At 41.4% G+C, this 15,650-nt stretch carries 13 protein-coding genes and 5 tRNA genes; 1 reads left to right on the top strand and 17 read right to left on the bottom strand.

The features are described from left to right. Positions 1-35: 35 nt before the first annotated feature. From rpoB to E3D81_RS09265, 13 genes are all read right to left on the bottom strand, one after another. Positions 36-3,830: a DNA-directed RNA polymerase subunit beta gene (gene rpoB / locus E3D81_RS09325; protein WP_367575541.1), complete on the bottom strand. Its 3,795-nt coding sequence runs from the start codon at positions 3,828-3,830 to the stop codon at positions 36-38. 176 nt (positions 3,831-4,006) lie between these two features. Further along, the gene (rplL, locus tag E3D81_RS09320; RefSeq protein ID WP_099365876.1) at positions 4,007-4,384 is read right to left on the bottom strand and encodes a 50S ribosomal protein L7/L12; all 378 of its coding nucleotides are present in this window, start codon (positions 4,382-4,384) and stop codon (positions 4,007-4,009) included. 80 nt (positions 4,385-4,464) lie between these two features. Further along, entirely contained in the window at positions 4,465-4,983 is a 519-nt protein-coding gene (gene rplJ / locus E3D81_RS09315; RefSeq protein ID WP_134777236.1) for a 50S ribosomal protein L10, read from the bottom strand. A 2-nt stretch (positions 4,984-4,985) separates the two neighbouring features. Continuing rightward, complete coding sequence (rplA, locus tag E3D81_RS09310) at positions 4,986-5,684, bottom strand: 50S ribosomal protein L1 (RefSeq protein ID WP_099365878.1); 699 nt, start codon at positions 5,682-5,684, stop codon at positions 4,986-4,988. 22 nt (positions 5,685-5,706) lie between these two features. Then, positions 5,707-6,150, bottom strand: coding sequence for a 50S ribosomal protein L11 (gene rplK, locus E3D81_RS09305; protein ID WP_099365879.1), 444 nt, complete (start codon positions 6,148-6,150; stop codon positions 5,707-5,709). A 513-nt stretch (positions 6,151-6,663) separates the two neighbouring features. Continuing rightward, positions 6,664-7,209 (bottom strand): transcription termination/antitermination protein NusG, encoded by a 546-nt coding sequence (nusG, locus tag E3D81_RS09300; RefSeq protein ID WP_099365880.1) that lies wholly within the window; start codon positions 7,207-7,209, stop codon positions 6,664-6,666. A gap of 23 nt (positions 7,210-7,232) precedes the next feature. Then, entirely contained in the window at positions 7,233-7,427 is a 195-nt protein-coding gene (secE, locus tag E3D81_RS09295; protein WP_099365881.1) for a preprotein translocase subunit SecE, read from the bottom strand. 25 nt (positions 7,428-7,452) lie between these two features. Next, positions 7,453-7,523: transfer RNA gene (locus E3D81_RS09290), tRNA-Trp, on the bottom strand. A gap of 154 nt (positions 7,524-7,677) precedes the next feature. Beyond that, complete coding sequence (gene tuf / locus E3D81_RS09285) at positions 7,678-8,865, bottom strand: elongation factor Tu (RefSeq protein ID WP_099365882.1); 1,188 nt, start codon at positions 8,863-8,865, stop codon at positions 7,678-7,680. A gap of 72 nt (positions 8,866-8,937) precedes the next feature. After that, positions 8,938-9,009: transfer RNA gene (locus E3D81_RS09280), tRNA-Thr, on the bottom strand. A gap of 106 nt (positions 9,010-9,115) precedes the next feature. Further along, a tRNA-Gly gene (locus E3D81_RS09275) sits at positions 9,116-9,188 on the bottom strand. A 54-nt stretch (positions 9,189-9,242) separates the two neighbouring features. Then, positions 9,243-9,326 (bottom strand) — tRNA-Tyr (locus E3D81_RS09270). Between the two features lie 24 nt (positions 9,327-9,350). Beyond that, positions 9,351-9,423: transfer RNA gene (locus E3D81_RS09265), tRNA-Thr, on the bottom strand. A 287-nt stretch (positions 9,424-9,710) separates the two neighbouring features. On the opposite strand from E3D81_RS09265, the gene E3D81_RS09260 reads away from it, so the two are divergent. Continuing rightward, positions 9,711-10,880 (top strand): BamA/TamA family outer membrane protein, encoded by a 1,170-nt coding sequence (locus E3D81_RS09260; RefSeq protein ID WP_134777235.1) that lies wholly within the window; start codon positions 9,711-9,713, stop codon positions 10,878-10,880. 29 nt (positions 10,881-10,909) lie between these two features. On the opposite strand, the gene E3D81_RS09255 is transcribed toward E3D81_RS09260, so the two are convergent. The 4 genes from E3D81_RS09255 to E3D81_RS09240 form a co-directional block, all read right to left on the bottom strand. Continuing rightward, positions 10,910-11,449 carry a hypothetical protein gene (locus E3D81_RS09255; protein ID WP_134777234.1) on the bottom strand — a complete coding sequence of 180 codons (540 nt, stop codon included), beginning with the start codon at positions 11,447-11,449 and terminating at the stop codon, positions 10,910-10,912. Between the two features lie 128 nt (positions 11,450-11,577). Then, positions 11,578-12,897, bottom strand: coding sequence for a sensor histidine kinase (locus E3D81_RS09250; protein ID WP_134777233.1), 1,320 nt, complete (start codon positions 12,895-12,897; stop codon positions 11,578-11,580). A 4-nt stretch (positions 12,898-12,901) separates the two neighbouring features. Beyond that, on the bottom strand, positions 12,902-14,254 hold the full coding sequence (locus tag E3D81_RS09245) for a sigma-54-dependent transcriptional regulator (protein WP_134777232.1): 1,353 nt from the start codon (positions 14,252-14,254) through the stop codon (positions 12,902-12,904). 15 nt (positions 14,255-14,269) lie between these two features. After that, positions 14,270-15,577, bottom strand: coding sequence for a TolC family protein (locus E3D81_RS09240; RefSeq protein ID WP_134777231.1), 1,308 nt, complete (start codon positions 15,575-15,577; stop codon positions 14,270-14,272). Positions 15,578-15,650: the final 73 nt, after the last annotated feature.

Raw genomic sequence — 15,650 nt, 5'->3', positions numbered from 1 at the left:
GGATTTGACCCCTTCTTAAGCTCAATTTTGCTTGATTAATCCAATGTGATATCTAAACCTAGACCGCGAAGCTCATGTACCAATACGTTGAACGATTCTGGTACCGATGGCGTTGGAAGGTTATTACCTTTAACGATCGCTTCGTAAGTTTTCGCACGACCCACAACATCATCTGATTTCACCGTTAGGATCTCTTGAAGGATGTTCGATGCACCGAATGCCTCTAATGCCCAAACCTCCATCTCACCAAAACGCTGACCACCGAACTGTGCCTTACCACCTAATGGTTGTTGAGTAATCAACGAGTATGGACCGATTGAACGTGCGTGCATTTTGTCATCTACCATGTGTCCTAATTTCAACATGTAGATTACACCAACTGTTGTAGGTTGGTCAAAACGCTCTCCAGTTAAACCGTTGTACAAATAGGTACGACCTGATTTCGGTAATCCTGCTTTCTCTACCCATTCTTCTACCTGGTCCATTTCAGCACCATCGAAGATCGGCGTAGCAAACTTAACCCCTAATTTCTGTCCTGCCCATCCTAAAACAGTTTCATAGATCTGTCCAAGGTTCATACGAGATGGTACCCCTAGTGGATTCAATACGATATCTACCGGTGTTCCATCTTCCAAGAATGGCATATCCTCATCACGAACGATACGTGCAACGATACCTTTGTTACCGTGACGACCCGCCATCTTATCCCCTACTTTAAGCTTACGTTTCTTAGCCACATAAACTTTAGCCATTTGAACAATTCCTGATGGAAGCTCATCACCCACAGAGATAGCGAATTTCTCACGTTTGAATGCACCTAACTCCTCATTAACTTTAATGCCGTAGTTATGTAATGCATACTTGATCATTTCGTTTTTATCATCATCCGTAGTCCATCCAGTTGGGTTTACATTGTTGTAATCCAAATCCTGAAGGATCTTTTGGGTGAATTTAGCACCTTTAGCTACCAAAAGCTCTTTGTAAACACTGTAGATTCCTTGAGAGGTCTTACCATTTACAATAGTGAACAATTTATCCACTAAACGGTCTTTTAATGCTCTGATGTTTTTATCGTGTGCAACTTCTAATTTCTCTAAAGCTTTACGCTCTACTTCTTTAGACATTTTCTTCGCACGGGAGAACAATTTCGTGTCGATAACAACCCCTTTGATGGATGGAGGAGTCTTCAAGGAAGCATCCTTCACATCGCCGGCTTTGTCACCAAAGATGGCACGTAATAATTTCTCTTCTGGTGAAGGATCAGATTCTCCTTTTGGAGTGATCTTACCGATCAAGATATCGCCTTCGCCAACTTCCGCACCGATACGGATAATACCGTTCTCGTCTAAGTCTTTCGTAGCTTCTTCAGATACGTTCGGGATATCAGCTGTTAATTCCTCTTCACCACGTTTGGTATCACGAACTTCCAGTTCGAATTCCTCAATGTGCAATGAAGTGAACAAATCTTGAGACACAACGCGCTCAGAGATTACGATCGCATCCTCAAAGTTGTATCCTTGCCAAGGCATGAACGCTACTTTTAGGTTACGGCCCAATGCTAATTCACCGTCTTCTGTTGCATAACCCTCACACAATACCTGACCTTTGGATACCTCTTGTCCTTTGATGACGATCGGTTTCAAGTTGATACAAGTATTCTGGTTGGTTTTCTTGAATTTTGTTAATTTATAAACCTTAACATCCTCATCGAATGAAACCAATTTCTCGTTTTCATTACGGTTGTAGCGGATGTGGATTTCTTGTGCATCTACATATTCTACTACACCGTTTCCTTCAGCATTGATCAAGGTACGGGAATCTTTCGCTACGCGAGCTTCCAATCCTGTTCCTACAACCGGTGCTTGAGGACGTAATAAAGGCACAGCCTGGCGCTGCATGTTCGATCCCATCAATGCACGGTTGGCATCATCATGCTCCAAGAAAGGAATCAATGAAGCCGCAATAGAAGTGATCTGGTTAGGCGCAACGTCCATATAGTCTAATTTCTCAGGCTCGATAATCGGGAAGTCACCCTCGTATCTTGCTTTTACTTTCGCATCCAAGAAATTACCTTTATCATCGTACAATGCGTTCGCTTGTGCGATTGTTTTATCATCTTCATCTTCTGCCGACAAGTAAACAACTGGCTGATCAACCACTACCTTACCGTCTTCAACTTTACGGTATGGCGTTTCGATAAATCCTAGGTTGTTGATCTTCGCGTGTACAGATAGTGAAGAGATCAAACCGATGTTCGGACCCTCAGGCGTTTCGATCGTACAAAGACGGCCGTAGTGCGTGTAGTGAACGTCACGAACCTCGAAACCTGCGCGTTCACGAGAAAGACCACCTGGACCTAACGCTGATAAACGACGCTTATGTGTAATCTCCGCCAATGGATTCGTTTGGTCCATGAACTGAGATAACTGGTTTGTTCCGAAGAATGAATTGATTACTGATGATAATGTACGTGCATTGATCAAATCAGTAGGTGTGAACACTTCGTTGTCACGGATGTTCATACGTTCGCGGATAGTACGCGCCATACGAGCAAGACCCACACCGAACTGCGCGTATAATTGCTCACCTACCGTACGTACGCGACGGTTTGATAAGTGGTCAATATCATCCACCTCAGCTTTGGAGTTGATCAGGTTGATCAAGTATTTAACGATCGCGATAATGTCTTCGCGTGTCAATACTTTGGTATCTGAATCCGTTCCTAAGTTCAATTTACGGTTGATACGGTATCTACCTACATCCCCTAAATCATAACGTTTATCAGAGAAGAACAAACGATCGATGATACCACGAGCAGTTTCCTCATCAGGTGGTTCAGCGTTACGTAATTGACGGTAGATGTGCTCCACAGCCTCTTTCTCTGAGTTCGAAGTATCCTTCTGTAAAGTATTATATATAATCGAATAGTCCGCATTGTTGGATTCGTCTTCTTTGGTCAGGATAATAGATTTTACCCCTGCATCGATGATCAAATCAATGTGGTCCTCTTCTAAAACTGTTTCACGTTCAAGTATGATTTCGTTACGGTCGATAGATACCACTTCACCGGTATCCTCATCTACGAAATCCTCTGTCCATTTGTTCAATACCCTAGCCGCTAAACGACGACCAACGTATTTCTTCAGACCCGTTTTACTAACCTTTACTTCGTCTGCAAGGTCGAATAATTCTAAGATATCCTTATCAGAATCGAAACCAATAGCACGTAATAAGGTAGTAACTGGGAATTTTTTCTTACGATCGATGTAAGCATACATCACGTTGTTCACGTCTGTTGCGAATTCGATCCAAGACCCTTTAAAAGGAATTACCCTAGCAGAATAAAGTTTAGTACCATTTGTGTGTCTACTTTGACCAAAGAACACACCAGGAGAACGGTGCAATTGAGAAACGATTACACGCTCAGCACCATTGATCACAAAGGTACCTTTTGGAGTCATGTAAGGGATAGTTCCTAAATATACATCTTGTACAATGGTTTCAAAATCTTCGTGTTCTTCATCATTACAAGATAACTTCAATTTTGCCTTCAAAGGTACGCTATACGTCAAACCACGTTCGATACACTCTTGGATATCATAGCGCGGTGGATCAATGAAATAATCCAAAAACTCTAGCACAAAGATGTTTCTTGAATCAGAAATAGGGAAGTTTTCGGCGAAAACCTTGTAAAGCCCTTCCTGATGGCGATCGTCGGAAGTAGTCTCTAATTGAAAAAACTCCTTGAAAGACTCCAATTGTACGTCCAAGAAATCCGGATAATCAATTACCTTCTTACTGGTCGCAAAATTTACTCTTTCTTGTTGCATATTATTGTTTGCCAAGGGAATAAGAATTTAGTTTAAAAAAACTGAGCTAACATAGCTGATGTTGTCTTCCAATCTGGCCTCAGCGAAAGCGCAGATTCATATCATTTATTATAAACAGGAATAGACTCTGATAGATTTCACTATCAGAGTCTAATTTTTTGGTGCTTTATGCGAGATTACTTAATCTCAACTACAGCTCCAGCTTCTTCTAGTTGTTTTTTCAAAGCTTCAGCTTCGTCTTTAGAAACACCAGCTTTTAATTCTTTAGGTGCACCGTCAACTAAGTCTTTTGCTTCTTTCAAACCTAAACCAGCTAAATCTTTAACTAATTTAACTACAGCTAATTTCTGACCACCAGCTTCTTTCAAGATAACGTCAAATGAAGTTTTCTCTTCAGCAGCAGCAGCGCCGTCTCCAGCAGGAGCAGCAGCAACAGCTACAGCAGCAGCAGCAGGCTCAATACCGTATTCGTCTTTTAAGATATCAGCTAATTCTTTAACTTCTTTTACTGTTAAGTTCACTAACTGTTCAGCAAGTTGTTTTAAATCTGCCATTTTATTTTGATTTTTTGAATGTACTTTTTTAAAAAATAATTGTTAATTAAAATGCAACGAGTTTTTGTGAGTAGGTCTCGTTAACCTCTTTCTTCTAAAGCTTTTACTAAGCCGGAAATTGTATTGCCGCCTGATTGAAGAGCAGAAATAACATTTTTCGCTGGTGATTGAAGTAAAGCAATAACGTCTGCGATAAGTTCCTCTTTAGATTTAAGGTTCACTAATGCATCAAGTTGGTTGTCGCCTACGAAAGCAGTCTCTTGAATATATGCTGCTTTCAATACAGGCTTTTCACCTTCTTTACGTAATTGTTTGATCAATTTCGCAGGAGCGTTGCCGGTTTCGGCAAACATCATTGTAGATGCTCCTTTTAATACGCCAAAGATCTCTTCTGAATCAACACCTGCCTCTAATAAGGCTTTCTTGATCAAGGTGTTTTTTACCACTTGAATCTCGATACCTTGCTCGAAACATTTGCGACGAATGCCATTCACCTTCTCAACAGTTAAATCTGCCGTATCCGTAATGTAGAAATTACCGTAAGATTTAATCTGCTCAGCCAAGGCTTGAACAATTTCATGTTTAAGTTCTTTTCTCATGATTAAATTCCTACTACTGATTTAGTTTCTACATGAATACCTGGACTCATGGTTGATGAAATGTGAATACTCTTGAAGTACGTTCCTTTAGCTGCAGATGGTTTCAAACGTGCTAACGTTTGTAATACCTCTAATGCGTTATCATAGATTTTATCTGCATCGAAAGACACTTTACCAACTGAAGTGTGGATGATACCTGTTTTGTCAACTTTGAAATCGATCTTACCACCTTTAACCTCTGTTACAGCTTTACCAACTTCGGTAGTTACTGTACCAGTTTTAGGGTTAGGCATCAAGTTTCTTGGACCTAAAATACGACCCAATTTACCTACTTTCGCCATAACACTAGGCATAGTGATGATGATGTCAACGTCAGTCCAACCACCTTCGATTTTGCTGATGTAGTCGTCAAGACCTACGTAGTCCGCACCTGCTGCTTTAGCTTCTTCTTCCTTATCAGGAGTACATAAAACTAAAACACGAACTGTCTTACCAGTTCCGTGAGGTAATGTTGCGATACCACGAACCATTTGATTTGCTTTACGAGGATCTACGCCCAAACGAACGTCGATATCCACTGAAGCATCAAACTTGGTATTGGTGATTTCTTTAACTAAAGCCGAAGCTTCTTTTAAAGTATACGCCTTACCAGCTTCAATTTTGGATAGTGCCGCTTTTTGATTTTTTGTTAATCTAGCCACTTTCTTAAACTGATTTCGTTAATTAATTTTTCCAAGGAGCATCTCCAGATACTGTGATACCCATACTACGCGCTGTACCGGCAACCATTCTCATAGCTGACTCTACGGTAAATGCATTCAAATCTGGCATTTTATCTTCAGCGATTTGCTTTACTTGATCCCAAGTAATGCTAGCCACCTTCTTACGGTTAGGCTCGCCTGATCCACTTTTCAATTTAGCTGCGTCTTTTAACTGAACCGCTACTGGTGGAGTCTTGATGATAAAATCAAAAGATTTGTCGGCATATACAGTGATTACAACAGGTAATACTTGACCTGGTTTGTCTTGCGTACGAGCGTTGAATTGCTTACAAAAATCCATGATGTTCACACCTTTAGCACCTAATGCAGGTCCTACTGGTGGAGATGGGTTTGCAGCACCGCCCTTCACTTGTAATTTTACTAACGCACTGACTTCTTTTGCCATTTTTTTTGTGATTTAATTTGTTAAATGTTTGTTAGTAAGTTGGAAGCAATAACGTAACATTTACTTTTTCTCGTTCGACCTTAAACCTAAGTTTTGCAATCAAACGAGGTGCAAAGATATATATAAATTCTTTAAGATGAAAATATTTTTTACTTTTTATTTGAGGCGAAAGATTGCTATTTGTTATAGCAAGGAATTAAGATTAGCTTTGTATTTAAAATGATAGCAAGATGAATACAAATAATTCAAAGAAATCTTCCTCCTTACGAATTGAGAACATTCATGCTAATAAACCTAATAAGGAGACTAAGAAAGCAATTAAGGAAACCCTTGCTGAATCTAAAAAACTCAAAGGTTATACAAATATGAATGATCTAATCACATATTTATCCAAATAATCAGATCCAATATATACAGATACTAATTTTATCAAAAATAAAAAAACCGATATTTCTCAATATCGGTTTTTTTTGATAGACATTATTCCTGTCTCTATTTTATCTTCGATCCGGATTACTCCTTCTCCACTTGCATGTAGTTCAATTCAAGAGGAGTCTTTCTACCGAATACCTTAACCATTACGGTCAATTTCTTCTTATCCTCATGAACCTCTTCGATTTCACCTGTGAATCCATTGAATGGACCATCGCTTACTTTCACTGTTTCACCTACGTAGTAAGGAACGTTGATAGACTCGCCTTGCTCGGCCATCTCATCCACTTTACCTAGGATTCTGTTTACTTCTGCCGGACGCAAAGGGATTGCATTACCTGCTTTATCACCTAAAAATCCGATTACGCTATTTACGTTTTTGATCGCGTGCTCAATCTCTCCATCCAAAGCTGCTTCAATCAATACATATCCAGGGTAATAGTTACGCTCTTTCGCTACTTTCTTACCATCACGCATCTGGTAGTATTTCTCCATAGGGATCAATACCTGCGTTACTAAATGCTGTATTCCTAAACGATTGATTTCTGCCTCAAGATATTGCTTTACCTTCTTCTCTTTCCCACTAACAGCACGAACTACGTACCATTTTAAACTTTGATCTGCCATAGTCTTCTTTCGAATTAGAAAAATTAAGAAGCTGTATTGTACAACAACTCCATAATGTTGCTCGATGCTTTATCCATTACGAAAATCAACAATGCGATGATAATGGAAGCAACAAGTACAATAATAGCATGACTCTGCAATTGTGACCAAGTCGGCCAAGTCACTTTCTCGGTGATCTCTGTATAAGAGTCCTTAAAAAAATCAAGTACTTTTGCCATTTAATTGTTTTCTAAGTTTATTAAGCACGGGCACAAGGATTCGAACCCTGATCGAAGGTTTTGGAGACCTCTATTCTACCATTGAACTATGCCCGTGTATTTTTTATGATGTTGCAAATATAGCGTTTAAACCGCATTACAACAAATATTATTTCAATTTTAATGGAGTTTTTCGCAAGCTCCTTTGTTAGAAAAAATAAGCTAATCAGCCTGAGCCAATTAGCTTATTTTTTATGTTGTAATCGATAGATTATGCTAAGATTTCAGTTACCTGACCAGCACCTACTGTACGACCACCCTCACGGATAGCGAAACGTAGACCTTTTTCCATCGCGATAGCGTTGATCAACTTCACAGTGATCGTAACGTTATCACCTGGCATAACCATCTCTGTACCTTCTTCTAAAGTGATCTCTCCAGTAACGTCTGTCGTACGGAAGTAGAATTGAGGACGGTATTTGTTGAAGAATGGAGTATGACGACCACCTTCAGCTTTTGATAATACGTAAACCTCAGCTTTGAAGTCTGTGTGAGGAGTTACTGAACCTGGTTTACAGATAACCATACCACGACGGATATCAGTTTTCTCAATACCACGTAACAATAAACCTACGTTATCACCTGCTTCACCGTAATCTAAGATCTTACGGAACATCTCAACACCTGTTACGGTAGATTTCAAGTTCTCAGCACCCATACCTAAGATTTCTACTGGATCTCCAGAGTTGATTACACCTCTTTCGATACGACCAGTTGCAACAGTACCACGACCAGTGATCGAGAATACGTCTTCGATAGGCATCAAGAAAGGAAGTTCAGTCAAACGTGGAGGGATTGGAATGTAGTTATCTACAGCGTCCATCAATTCCATGATTGAATCAACCCATTGCTCTTCACCGTTCAAAGCACCTAATGCAGAACCTTTGATTACAGGAACATCGTCACCTGGGAATTCGTAGAATGATAATAATTCACGAACTTCCATTTCAACTAAGTCTAATAACTCAGCGTCATCAACTAAGTCAACTTTGTTCAAGAATACTACTAACGCAGGAACACCTACCTGACGAGCCAATAGGATGTGCTCGCGAGTTTGAGGCATAGGACCATCTGTAGCAGCAACTACGATGATAGCACCATCCATCTGTGCAGCACCAGTTACCATGTTCTTCACGTAATCCGCGTGTCCAGGACAATCTACGTGTGCATAGTGACGGTTAGCTGTTTGGTATTCTACGTGTGCCGTGTTAATTGTAATACCACGCTCTTTTTCTTCAGGAGCAGAGTCAATTGAATCAAATGAACGAGCTTCTGAAAAACCTTTATCAGCTAATACTTTAGTGATAGCAGCTGTTGTAGTTGTTTTACCGTGGTCAACGTGACCGATAGTACCAATGTTTAAGTGCGGTTTACTACGGTCAAATTTCTCTTTTGCCATGTTTATGCGAATTAGTAATTATAAAATATTTCCTTTAATTATCTTACAAAGTTAATAAAACTTATGTATTCGAGCCAAAGATGGGATTTGAACCCACGACCTCTTCCTTACCAAGGAAGTGCTCTACCCCTGAGCTACTTCGGCTTAAAACCTTTTTAACAGGTTAAAAACCCATTTACAAAGATAAGTCTCTACCCTTTTAATTTGTTCATTGAAAAGAAGAGAGACTTAGATTTGTTTTTATAAATTGAGCGGAAGACGAGGTTCGAACTCGCGACCTATAGCTTGGAAGGCTATCGCTCTACCAACTGAGCTACTTCCGCTTGTCGTTTCCCACTGTAGAAACCCCGAGAGGTAAGTGGAGAACTCCATTTTCATGGTGGAGGGAGAAGGATTCGAACCTTCGAAGCCGAAGCAACGGATTTACAGTCCGTCCCATTTGACCGCTCTGGAACCCCTCCAGACCAGCAACTTGCGTCGCTTTGAGCCTCCTATCGGAATCGAACCAATGACCTACTGATTACAAGTCAGTTGCTCTACCAGCTGAGCTAAGGAGGCGGATTTTAATTTAATAAAACTTTCTTTTTAAAGAACGGCTTTCCGGAGATAGCGAGTGCAAAAATCTAATATTTATCTGATATTCGCAAGTTTTATTTTTATTTTTTTTCACTTAAAGAACTTCCAAAACTTTTCGACCTATTGTCCCGTTTTGATGATGCAAAGATAGCTAACGCCAGAATATATCAAAAATATTTGCCGGTTTTTTTTGCCATTGAAAATCATATCGTTGATATGCAAGTAAATAATTTTCATTTTTCATGTCGACTTATCCCCTATATTTGTGCATGATTAAGCATTTTCACACGAAATTTTTCCGCATTCTTTTTACAGCAAGCGTCCTTTTCGCCGCAAATTGTAACAGTTCCCAAGCACAAGAACAGAAAAATATCATCCAAAAAATCATAAAAAAATTCATCTCCTCCGAAAAAGACTCCAGCCGATCCGCTAGTTTCATGGTCCTGCCTGCTGTGGGCTATGCCCAGGAGACCGGCTTTGAATATGGACTTGCCAGTACCTACAACTTCTATATGGATAAGGAAAACCTGGAAAGCCGCACTTCCAATATCACTCTGATCGGTACATTGACCACCAAAAAACAGAAGAACATCAAGTTGCTCTCCGATATCTGGACAAAGGAGAACGAATACCATATCCTTTCGGAACTCCGTTATCGCGATTGGCCCTTCAACTTCTATGGTATCGGAAATGATACCTGGAAGACCGATGAAGATTACCTGGAACAGAAACTCTATCGGGTAAAACTGGATGTGGAGAAGAAGATCATCTCCAACCTCTATGCTGGCGTCAATGTCAATTATGAACATTTCCAATTCCAGGATGTTGAAGCCGATGGCATTTTCACCTCCCCTGAAGTGTTGGGTAAGGATGGCGGGCAATATGCCGCGCTAGGAGCATCTGTACTATACGATACCCGTAACAACACCACCTATACCAGCCAGGGCTTCTACGGAAGGGTAAAATATGCCTATGCACCAAAATTCTTTCAGGATGATGATTTCACGGGAAGCCAAGCAGAGATCGATATCCGGGGATATTATCCATTAGCAAATAAATTGGTTTTGGCTGCCCAAGGGCTTTATCGCGGAACATACGGGAAGAATGTACCTTTTTATGTGATGAGGGATCTGGGTGGCGATATGACCATGCGAGGGTATTACCTGGGACGCTATAAGGATAAGAATTACCTAACCGCCCAAGCTGAGTTGAGGTACAGGTTCCATCCACGCGTAGGGGTTACCGGATTTCTTGGCACCGGAAGCACCTTCTCCGAAGAGCATAAAGCACGCTTCCTGCCCTCCTATGGCGGCGGATTGCGTTATTTCTTCAGTCTGGAACACAGCAGCAGTATCCGCTTCGATTATTCCTATGGCGAAAAAAGACCCGGAGAGAAACGCCAGTCTGGATTTTACCTGAGCATCAGCGAAGCCTTTTAGGATAGGTTGGAAAATTCAATCGCTTGGATCTATACCTGCCTCAACAGAAAGTCCTCTTTATGTTGAACGGGTCTATACAGCAATATGCCAAAATGGAACAGGTTGATACTTACGGTAACCTCTTTTTTCTGCAACAATCGCCTCCAAAGCGCTCTATTTTGGCGTGAATAAGGGTTTTTCACAAAAAGAGGTTTCCCTGACGTTAAGACCTCAAGCAAGACTTCATACTGTGCTGGCAATTTCTCCAGCCAGTACGCCTCAGCTTCCGCATCGTTCCAATCATCACCTAACTTCGCTATGCCCCAAAAAGAAAGGATATTCTTTATCAATTCCTTTTGGTGGGCCGGTATGCTAGCCGGAACAGCCACCTCCCCTTTCCTTTCATAATCCTTTCGGTAGATCACCTGATCTGCCAAAGCATAGACAAAAGGCGAATGCGTACCATGTCGGCTATTCGACATCAGGTAATGGTAAATGTAATCATACAGGTGGCGCATGAGGACAAAATTAAGGTAATAATCGGTATAGCTATATACGGACAGGACAAATTTGATTCGGAGTGAAAGCATGGTGAAAGTAACCTAAATGTATGTAAACAGTATGGTAAGCATATAAAAACACGCTTCTACCCTACTTAAACCTTGATTTCATAGCGAAATCTAGTCATTTACATACAGAAAACATCGATTTTTTAAAGTTAAGGAAATTGCAGGGTAAACGTACTGCCCTCGCCTCCCTTGCTATCCACGGCGAGGTTGCCATGGTGCATGAGCATGATCTGTTTGCTGAGGGTTAGACCAACCCCTGTACCCGTCTTTTTGGTCGTAAAAAATGGGGTAAAGATCTGGTCTTGGATCTCTGGAGACATCCCGATCCCATTATCCTTGATCCGGATCTGAATATTATCCTTTTGTTCAATAGCGGAAAGCGTGATGTAAGGTTCAGGCTGATCTTTAACTGCCTCAATGGCGTTCAATAGGATATTAATAATGACCTGTTCCAACAGGTTCACGTCTGCCTGAATAACCAGTCGGGTATTTTTGATCACGATATCCAGGTCAATGTTCTTCTGTAGAAGGGTGGGTTCCAAGAGTTGGTAAATGTTTTCGAACAATTGAACGACCTGTACATCGGCAAATTGTGGTTGGTCCACCTTATTGATCATCCGGTAGCTCTTGGCAAATTGCAGCAGCCCTTCCGATCTTCTTTTGATGGTAAAGATACCAACTTTCAGGTCTTCGAGATCCGATTCGGAAGTCCAGTTTTCCAGTCGATGGTGTAGGGTGTCGGCAAGTGAACTGATGGGGCCAATGGAATTCATGATCTCATGGGTCAGTACACGCAAGAGTTTATGCCATGCCTTGGTCTCCGTTTCATCAATAGCCTCATTGATGTTCTGGTAAACCACTACGCGGAATAAACCTTCCTGGGTTTCAAATTCGGAACTCTGCATGAACAGCTTGATCTTTCCCTTACTCGAATGTGCAGTTTCCATCTGGTGCTTACCCAACTTTAGGAGCATGGTTTTCTCATACAATTCCGCATGCCTTTTTTTCATGCCCGAAATATTGCCGAGGTGTGGAACCTGGAACAGTTCCTTAAAGGCATCGTTCAACCACATCACCTTTCCACTTTCCACATGGTAAAATAGGATCGCCGTATCCAGCATATTGATCACCTTGTTCAGGTATTGTTGCTGCAGGGCTTGATCTATACTGATGTTCTTATAGACCTCGTTGATCTGGTTGAATGCCTCAAATAACTTACCTTCGACGCTGTGCTTCCGTTTCACCACAAAACGACGGGTGAAATCCCGATACTTTACGGCTTCCGAAAATTCGCGCAACTGGGTATATAAAAAGCGATGGCCAGCGAATAGGCGGTAACCAAAAATGCTGAGCATCAAGAACGATAAGACCGCATAACCATAATACCCTTTGAAAATAAGCAGGGCTACCCCAACGGCAAGCGCCAAGAGGAAGAGCATTTTCAGGAAATCGAAAATAGCCAGGCGCATGGTATTAAATATTGTATTTTTCCAATCTTCTATAGAGTGCCGCTCGGGTCAGACCCAATTCTTTTGCAGCTTTTGAAATATTGCCGTTATATCTTTCAATGGCCGATTTGATGGCCTTTCTTTCCATTTCTTCCAGGTTATGGGATGCAAACTCCACGGGTTTGGGTTGCTCCAGCTGTTGTTCTATAGGTGAAAACAGGATGTCCTCCGCCCGTATGCTAGTACCATCCGACATGATCACCGCACGTTCAATACTGTACTGTAGCTCACGAACATTGCCCGGGAAATGGTATTGTTTTAATTTCTGAACAGCATCCTGCTCCAAGCCTTCGATATGTTTATGGTATTTCTTATTGTAGAAAGCCAGAAAATGCTGGGCAAGCAAAGGGATGTCTTCTACCCGTTCGCGAAGTGCGGGAACTTGGATCTCTAAGGTATTGATCCGATAGATCAAATCCTTTCGGAACCTGCTTTCATCCGCCAAGGTTTTCAAGGGCACATTCGTGGCGCTCAACAGGCGAATATCTACCGGTATGGGATGGCTACTTCCCAAGGGAACCACCGCCCTATTCTGGAGTACACTCAATAATTTGGCCTGTTGTGGCAGAGCGATATTGCCGATCTCATCCAGGAACAAGGTTCCACCATCTGCATGCTCAAACCTACCCTTCCTGTCTTCTCGAGCATCCGTAAAAGCCCCTTTCTTATAACCAAAAAGTTCACTTTCGAAAAGCGTTTCGGTCAATGCGCCTACGTCCACTTTAATATAGGCATTTTTACTCCTTAAAGAGCGTTGATGTAAAGCTGAGGCGATCAAATCCTTACCCGTACCATTCTCTCCCAAGATCAGGATGTTGGCTTCGGTCGGAGCTACCTTATCCATCTTGTATCGTAGATCCTCCATAATGGCGGATTTCCCGATTATACCATCGAATTCTTTATTGACAAAAACAGGATGTACTTTTTGGACCTGTTGGTTCTCCTCAAAAACATGGTTTATGGTATTCAGCAATTGTTCATTCTGCCAAGGTTTCACGATAAAATCTGCCGCCCCCTGTTTTAGGGATTTTACCGCCAGATCCACCGCACCATAAGCTGTGATCATTAAAACATGGATATGTGGGAATTGGGATTTGATCTTGGCGAGCCAGAACAGGCCTTCATTGCCGGTGTTGATGGCACTCTTAAAATTCATGTCCAAAAGCACCATATCCACTTTATTGCGCTCCAGGATATGGATCAATCGTTCGGGATTATGCTCTACCAGCACTTCCTTTACGTTTGGTCTCAATAATATTCGGGTAGCGGTTAATAAATCCTGATCGTCATCAACAACTAAAATGGTTGCCTTTTTCATACCTCGCTAAGTTAATTATAAATCCAATGAACCTGCGTAATAATCATTGATATATTTTTGCATCAACCATTCATATTCCTTGATGATCAATTGGCTTTTTACCGCATCCAATTTGTTCTTGGCTGTCAAAAAAAGTACAGAGTTACTATTTCCCGCTTCAAAATGAACCGTAGAAATCCGAAAAGCTTCCGTGTAGTTCAGTTCTTGTTCCCGAAGATTCTGCAGGTTTTCCTGGGTGATCGCGAGATCGAATACCGCTTGGGCGGTTTTGGATCTCAATTCATTTTTTAGGATTTCCCGATCCAATTCTGCACTTGCCAGATTGACCTCTGCCAAGCGAACCTGCGTCCTGGTCTGGAACTTATTGAAAATAGGGATACTCAGATTCAACCCGATACCTTTGTAAAGGTTATTTTTATATTGGCTGGAAAAGGATCCCCCTTCACAGCTATAATTGGTACTCATTCCTCCTGATAAGGATAATGATGGAAAATAATCTGCCTTTGCTAATTTCACACTCTCTTCCATTTCCTTGATCCGCCAATCCATCGCCTTATAATTTGGCATATTGAACAGGGATTTTTCGAACAGCTCTTTGGCAGATTGTGTTTGGGCTTTCGGAGCGGTATCTACAGCCCTTAATCCAGGCAAATCTTCCGGTGCGATGTTCAATAGGGCTGCAAGGGAAACCCGTGCATTGTTTAGGGACTGTTTGGTCTGTTCCAAGATATTCAATTCAGCACTATATTGCCCCTTGAGGTCATAAAAATCACCAGGATTGATATTCCCTTCCCTATGCATGATTTCAGATCGCTGCAACTGCTCCTTGGTAACGGTCAATTGCCCTTCAGTCTGTTTCAGCATATCCTGAGCGGTCAATACTTTGATATAGGCTTCAATAACATTCAATTTCAGCTCATTCAGTTGTCCCTCAAACTCCAGTTTTCCTGCATCCTTTGCATTCGAACGCATCCGGATATCATGGAGAATGGCAAAACCATTGAAAATGGGCAAGCTCAGGTTCAGGGATTGTCTCCCTGAACTGTTGCTCTTATCTATGTATTGATTGGTTGTCGGATCGATGGATCTACCTTGGGTAAGATCGTGGGAGATATTGCCGTTCAGATTTGGCAAACGGTTATATTTTGCCTGTTTATAATATAAATCCGCGCGGGAAACCTGTAGTTCCCCTTGCTTTAATGTAGGATTGTTCTTGATCGCCAGCGCAATGCAATCGGTCAAGGACAGGTCGCTCACCTGTCCTTTAACCGTGCAAACTAAACAACAAACAAAAATTATTAAAACTGTGGATATTTTTTTCATGAATTAATTTTCCAAGACATCCCACAGCCTGTGCCAAATATTTAGAAAGCTGAAAATCAATTACTTAAAAATA

It is taken from the genome of Sphingobacterium sp. CZ-2 (assembly GCF_004526235.1).
In the GTDB taxonomy this organism is placed as follows: domain Bacteria; phylum Bacteroidota; class Bacteroidia; order Sphingobacteriales; family Sphingobacteriaceae; genus Sphingobacterium; species Sphingobacterium tenebrionis.
The sequence above is the reverse complement of the archived record's forward strand: the minus strand, read 5'-3'. Positions and strand labels throughout refer to the sequence as shown.

Excerpts from the sequence above, each read along its gene's own strand:
- rpoB (WP_367575541.1), bottom strand. The coding sequence starts at position 3,830 with ATGCAACAAGAAAGAGTAAATTTTGCGACCAGTAAGAAGGTAATTGAT.
- rplL (WP_099365876.1), bottom strand. The coding sequence starts at position 4,384 with ATGGCAGATTTAAAACAACTTGCTGAACAGTTAGTGAACTTAACAGTA.
- rplJ (WP_134777236.1), bottom strand. The coding sequence starts at position 4,983 with ATGAGAAAAGAACTTAAACATGAAATTGTTCAAGCCTTGGCTGAGCAG.
- rplK (WP_099365879.1), bottom strand. The coding sequence starts at position 6,150 with ATGGCAAAAGAAGTCAGTGCGTTAGTAAAATTACAAGTGAAGGGCGGT.
- nusG (WP_099365880.1), bottom strand. The coding sequence starts at position 7,209 with ATGGCAGATCAAAGTTTAAAATGGTACGTAGTTCGTGCTGTTAGTGGG.
- secE (WP_099365881.1), bottom strand. The coding sequence starts at position 7,427 with ATGGCAAAAGTACTTGATTTTTTTAAGGACTCTTATACAGAGATCACC.
- tuf (WP_099365882.1), bottom strand. The coding sequence starts at position 8,865 with ATGGCAAAAGAGAAATTTGACCGTAGTAAACCGCACTTAAACATTGGT.
- E3D81_RS09260 (WP_134777235.1), top strand. The coding sequence starts at position 9,711 with ATGATTAAGCATTTTCACACGAAATTTTTCCGCATTCTTTTTACAGCA.
- E3D81_RS09255 (WP_134777234.1), bottom strand. The coding sequence starts at position 11,449 with ATGCTTTCACTCCGAATCAAATTTGTCCTGTCCGTATATAGCTATACC.
- E3D81_RS09250 (WP_134777233.1), bottom strand. The coding sequence starts at position 12,897 with ATGCGCCTGGCTATTTTCGATTTCCTGAAAATGCTCTTCCTCTTGGCG.
- E3D81_RS09245 (WP_134777232.1), bottom strand. The coding sequence starts at position 14,254 with ATGAAAAAGGCAACCATTTTAGTTGTTGATGACGATCAGGATTTATTA.
- E3D81_RS09240 (WP_134777231.1), bottom strand. The coding sequence starts at position 15,577 with ATGAAAAAAATATCCACAGTTTTAATAATTTTTGTTTGTTGTTTAGTT.